Here is a 4,417-nt window from a genome sequence, read left to right on the forward strand (position 1 = left end):
CATCGCCGAGCTGCGCGCCGAGGTGGAGGAGTACCGCGCCAAGAAGTTCGCGCCCATGTCGCGGATCCAACGCGCCGAGCGGGTTGCCGAGAACGCCGTGGCGGACAAGCGCGCCGCCGAGGCTCGGGTGGCCGAGAAGGAGGCGACCGTGGCGAAGGCGTGGGACGAGGGGTTCGACGTCGCGACCGACAACTTCGTGCATTCGGACTACTGCGGCCGCACCTGCCAGTGCCAAGGCATCCATGGGCAGTCCAACCCGTACCGGGACGCGCCGAAGGACACCACCGCCCCGTGACCACCACCGTGACCTGCCCCCGATGCGGTGACCGCCATCAAGGTCCGCGTCACGTTCCCACGGCCGCGCGCCATCGACCAACACGGCCGCTGGGTCATCCACCCCAACACCGCAGCGCAAACCCACCACTGCCCCGCCGACCCCCAGGAGGACCGAGAGTGAGCGAGCTCGACGCCATCGAAGGCGCGCTGAAGCCTTCCGACATCGCGGCCGGCATCCGTCGTGAGCTCGCCACCATCCGCCGCTTCTGGAAGGGCACCGCCAACCCACCCAAGAGCGCTCCCGGCGGTGCGCGTGGCGTGCCCGAGTCCAGGATGCCCGGCAACGACACCGCCATCAGCCTGCGGGCCGAGGTGGTGCGCGACCTCGCCTTCTGGGTCCACGCGTTCGTCGACGAGCACCCTGACTCCGTGCAGGACTGGGTCATCATCGACGCGCTCGACGTGCCCCGCACGTGCCGGTTCCTCGCCGAGCACGCCGACGCCCTCGGGCAGTGGTCGTCCGGCAACCGCATGTGGGACGAGCTCGAGACGCTCGCCCGGGAGGTGCGTGCCTGTGCTGCACCACCACGACGGGACACGATGATGATGGGCGAGTGCCCCGAGTGCGAGACGCCCGTGCGGGCCAAGATCCACAACCCGGGCGAGGTGAAGTGCAGGGGCTGCGGCATCACGGACACGGTCGACGGGTGGATCATCCGCATCGTCGGTAACCAGCCCCTGGTCACGGCCGAGCAGCTGGTGCCGATCCTGCACAAGCGCATGGGCATCGTGGCGACCCGGGCCGGCATCCGTCAGTGGGTGGCGCGTGGGGTGATCCCGACGGCTGGCACGGACGATCGCGGGCGGACCATGTTCGAGCGCAAGGCTGTGTTCCAGGCACTGCTACTGCGTGAGGCGCGCAGGGATGGAGCCATTGGATGACCAACGAGAGAGAGGATGAACGCATGAGCATCACGGATTTCCTGCTGGCCCGGATCGCCGAGGATGAGGCCGCGGCCAACGCAGCCAACGGCCCACGCTGGGCATCGGGCGACGGCAACGTATCCGAGGGTGGCCTGTACGCCCTGCAGGGTGAAGGCGAAGACGGCTGGGCTATCGCGTGGTTCGAGCTGGGCACGGCGAACGAGGCCGAGGATGGTTCGAGGCAGCTTCCGAGGTGGCCCAAGATGGAGCGCCACGCCCACGAGAACTCGGTTCACGCCGCCCGCCACGACCCGGCCCGCGTCCTGCGCGAGTGCGAGGCGAAGCGGCGCATCGTGGATGAGCACGCCTTCATGGCTGCCCATGAGAGTCGGGACTTCGGCTTCTCGAACGGAAACTGCCTGACGTGTCGAGTCCAAGGTCCGTGCGCCACGCTGCTCCACCTCGCCTCGGTCTTCGCCGACCACCCCGACTACCGGCAGGAGTGGACACTCCGGGATGGCACGCAGAGTTGACCGATTCGCGCGGGTCTGTCGTATGCTGTGACACAGCACGGCAGAAGTGTCTCTGCGCTCAGCCCCTCAGCAGCCCCGGTCGCACCCCCTGTCGACCGGGGCTCACTCTTGCACCGGCCGCCCTCGACCACCACGCGCCGTCACGAGCGGCCCACCGAGCGAGCGGCAGGAAACTCCGGCAGCCTGGCCCGTCGAGGTACGTGAGGCTGCCACGCCCGGCACGTTCGGGCTCAACGGCCAGCGTCCGGCCGGCGCTGGCCCGCGAGATGTGCGAGGCCAAGGCATGAGCGACTACGACGGGCTGCACCGCAGGCTGCGCAAACGCTGGGTGCCTATCGTGGCGCAGGGCCGCACCACCTGCACACGGTACGGACATCCGCTCTTCCCCGACTGTCCCGGCCTCATCGCACCCGGTGCACCGTGGGACCTCGGGCACGAGGACTTCGGCGACGGATGGACGGGACCTGAGTGCCAGTCCTGCAATCGCAGGGCCGGCGCACTCAAGCGCAACGGCGAGCTCGGCGAACCACGACCACGATCGAGGGAATGGTGATGGACGCACTCGCCAGGTACGAGGCCGCTGTGGCAGCCCACGAGGCAGCGGCACGTGACGCTGCGGTGAAGTCAGCCGAGGCGAGGGACGCGGAGCAGCGACGCATCGCCGCTCGAGTCGAGCTCGACGCTGCGACTGACGCGCTCGCGGCCGAGTCCGCATGACTAACTCATATATGAGTTCTCTTCTGACATTGTCGCAGTTTTTGTAGCAGGTCAGGGTCGGAGCAACCCCTCTCGTTCAATCTTTTTTCGATGTTTTTTCCACGTGAGGACAACTCATCCATGAGTTAGGCGGTGACCGATGGCTGCACGGAAGACGCCGCTGCGCTCGGTCGCTCCTGGCGAGAAGGCGCCGTCGAAGCCGGCCAAGCCTCGGTCGATCTCGGAGGCCGCCGAGGGCGGTGACCCGCGTGAGCTGCTGGTGGCGATGCGCCGCCGGGTGGCGAAAACCGTTGAGGACCCGAACTGCCCACCGCGTGACCTTGCTGCCCTGACGCGTCGCCTGCAGGAGATCAACCGCGAGATCGAGGCGATTGACGAGAGGGCGAAGCAGGAGGCGGCTGAGGATGTCAACCGACCCGACGAGGCGTTCAGCGCCGACGCTCTCTGAGGCGAAGCGGCACCTCGTCATCCCGGATGGGATCGCCACGACGGGATGGCCGTCGGTGGAGGCGCAGCTGCACCGGATGGGTGTGGTGTTCGACCCGTGGCAGGTCGGGCTGACGAAGGCGATGCTGGGCAAGCGTGCGGATGGGAAGTACGCGGCCACGATCGGCGGGGTGACGCTGAGCATCCCTCGCCAGGTCGGTAAGACGTTCACGATCGGGTCGCTGGCGTTCGCGTTGTGTGCGCTGTTCCCGCGGTCGCTGATGCTGTGGACGGCTCACCATTCGCGCACCTCGAGCGAGACGTTCAAGTCGATGCTGGGGATGGCTCGCCGTCAGCGGGTGGCGCCGTTCATCGAGCAGACGCTGCGTGGTTCGGGCGTCGAGGCGGTGATCTTCAAGAACGAGTCGCGGATCCTGTTCGGTGCTCGCGAGAACGGCTTCGGTCGTGGCTTCTCGGCGGTCGACATGCTGATCTTCGATGAGGCGCAGATCCTCACGGGCAAGGCGCTGGACGACATGGTGCCGGCGACGAACCAGACGAAGTGGGATGCGGGCGCGTTGCTGTTCTTCATCGGCACGCCGCCGCGTCCGGGGATCGACCCGGGTGAGGTGTTCTCGGGGAAGCGGTCGAAGGCGCTGTCCGGCAAGGGCAAGGACATGCTGTACCTCGAGCTGGGCGCGGATCCTGACGCGAACCCGGACGACTGGGCGCAGGTTGCGAAGGCGAATCCGTCGTTCCCGAAGCGGACTCCGCGGGAGTCGATCCTGCGGATGCGGGAGAACCTGCCCGATGTCGAGTCGTACATGCGTGAGGGCTTGGGTATCTGGGACGACGACGACAGCGGCGGGTTCTTCAGCCCTGGCAAGTGGGCTGGCGGCTTCAACGCGAAGGCGCCCTCCAGGATCGTCGGTGACCTCGCCCTGGGCGTGGCCGTGTCGGTGGACCGCAAGCGGGCCGTCATCGGTGCTGCGGGCCGGAACGAGGCCGGGTCGGTGCACTTCGAGCCCGTGTGGTTCGGTTCACCGGCCGCGTGCCCTGCTGAGGCGAGGCAGCTCGCGGAGAAGCACTCGGCGGTGGCTGTCGCGATCGCCGGTGCGGGCCCGGGCGCGGACCTGGTGCCGTCGCTGGAGCTGGTGGTGCCGGCGTCGGTGCTGCGGGTGATGAAGACGGATGACGAGAAGACGGCCGCGGGCGAGGTGTATGACCTCGTGGAGGGTGTCGGGCACGCGCATTTGGACGATGCGGACCTGAATGGGGCTGTCCGGGCTGCTGTGCGCAAGGACGTCGGTGACCGGTTCGTGATCGGCCGGCGGAAGTCGTCGGCGGACGTGTCGGCGTTCGAGGCGGTCGCTTACGCGGCGTGGGCGCTGGGGCGCCATAAGACCTACAACGTGCTGGATTCGGTGCTCTGAGAGGCGGTTTTGGCGTGCTGACGACGATTCTCGACCTCTTCGGCGTGTTCCTGCTCGTCGCGTTCGCGTTCCTCGTGTGGCCGCCCCTGGCGCTGCTGGTGGCCGGCT

Annotated in this window: 7 protein-coding genes; all 7 read left to right on the top strand. The window is 68.0% G+C overall.

Features of this window, described 5'->3' with window-relative positions; genetic code table 11:
- Nucleotides 1-295, top strand: a 295-nt coding sequence (locus VIR15_RS12020; RefSeq protein ID WP_331927884.1) for a hypothetical protein, incomplete at its 5' end; no start/stop codon positions are given.
- Between the two features lie 158 nt (nucleotides 296-453).
- Nucleotides 454-1,218, top strand: a complete 765-nt coding sequence (locus tag VIR15_RS12025) for a hypothetical protein (protein WP_331927886.1) — start codon at nucleotides 454-456, stop codon at nucleotides 1,216-1,218.
- A gap of 23 nt (nucleotides 1,219-1,241) precedes the next feature.
- Complete coding sequence (locus VIR15_RS12030) at nucleotides 1,242-1,733, top strand: DUF6221 family protein (protein ID WP_331927888.1); 492 nt, start codon at nucleotides 1,242-1,244, stop codon at nucleotides 1,731-1,733.
- Nucleotides 1,734-2,016: 283 nt separating this feature from the next.
- On the top strand, nucleotides 2,017-2,286 hold the full coding sequence (locus VIR15_RS12035) for a hypothetical protein (RefSeq protein ID WP_331927890.1): 270 nt from the start codon (nucleotides 2,017-2,019) through the stop codon (nucleotides 2,284-2,286).
- Nucleotides 2,286-2,450, top strand: coding sequence for a hypothetical protein (locus tag VIR15_RS12040; protein WP_331927892.1), 165 nt, complete (start codon nucleotides 2,286-2,288; stop codon nucleotides 2,448-2,450). The genes VIR15_RS12035 and VIR15_RS12040 overlap by 1 nt, the downstream gene beginning before the upstream one ends.
- 139 nt (nucleotides 2,451-2,589) lie before the next feature.
- The gene (locus tag VIR15_RS12045; RefSeq protein ID WP_331927894.1) at nucleotides 2,590-2,898 is read left to right on the top strand and encodes a hypothetical protein; all 309 of its coding nucleotides are present in this window, start codon (nucleotides 2,590-2,592) and stop codon (nucleotides 2,896-2,898) included.
- Nucleotides 2,855-4,309 carry a hypothetical protein gene (locus tag VIR15_RS12050; protein WP_331927896.1) on the top strand — a complete coding sequence of 485 codons (1,455 nt, stop codon included), beginning with the start codon at nucleotides 2,855-2,857 and terminating at the stop codon, nucleotides 4,307-4,309. The genes VIR15_RS12045 and VIR15_RS12050 overlap by 44 nt, the downstream gene beginning before the upstream one ends.
- The last annotated feature ends 108 nt before the right edge of the window (nucleotides 4,310-4,417 follow it).

Source organism: Intrasporangium sp., from assembly GCF_036566125.1.
Classification (GTDB): domain Bacteria; phylum Actinomycetota; class Actinomycetes; order Actinomycetales; family Dermatophilaceae; genus Intrasporangium.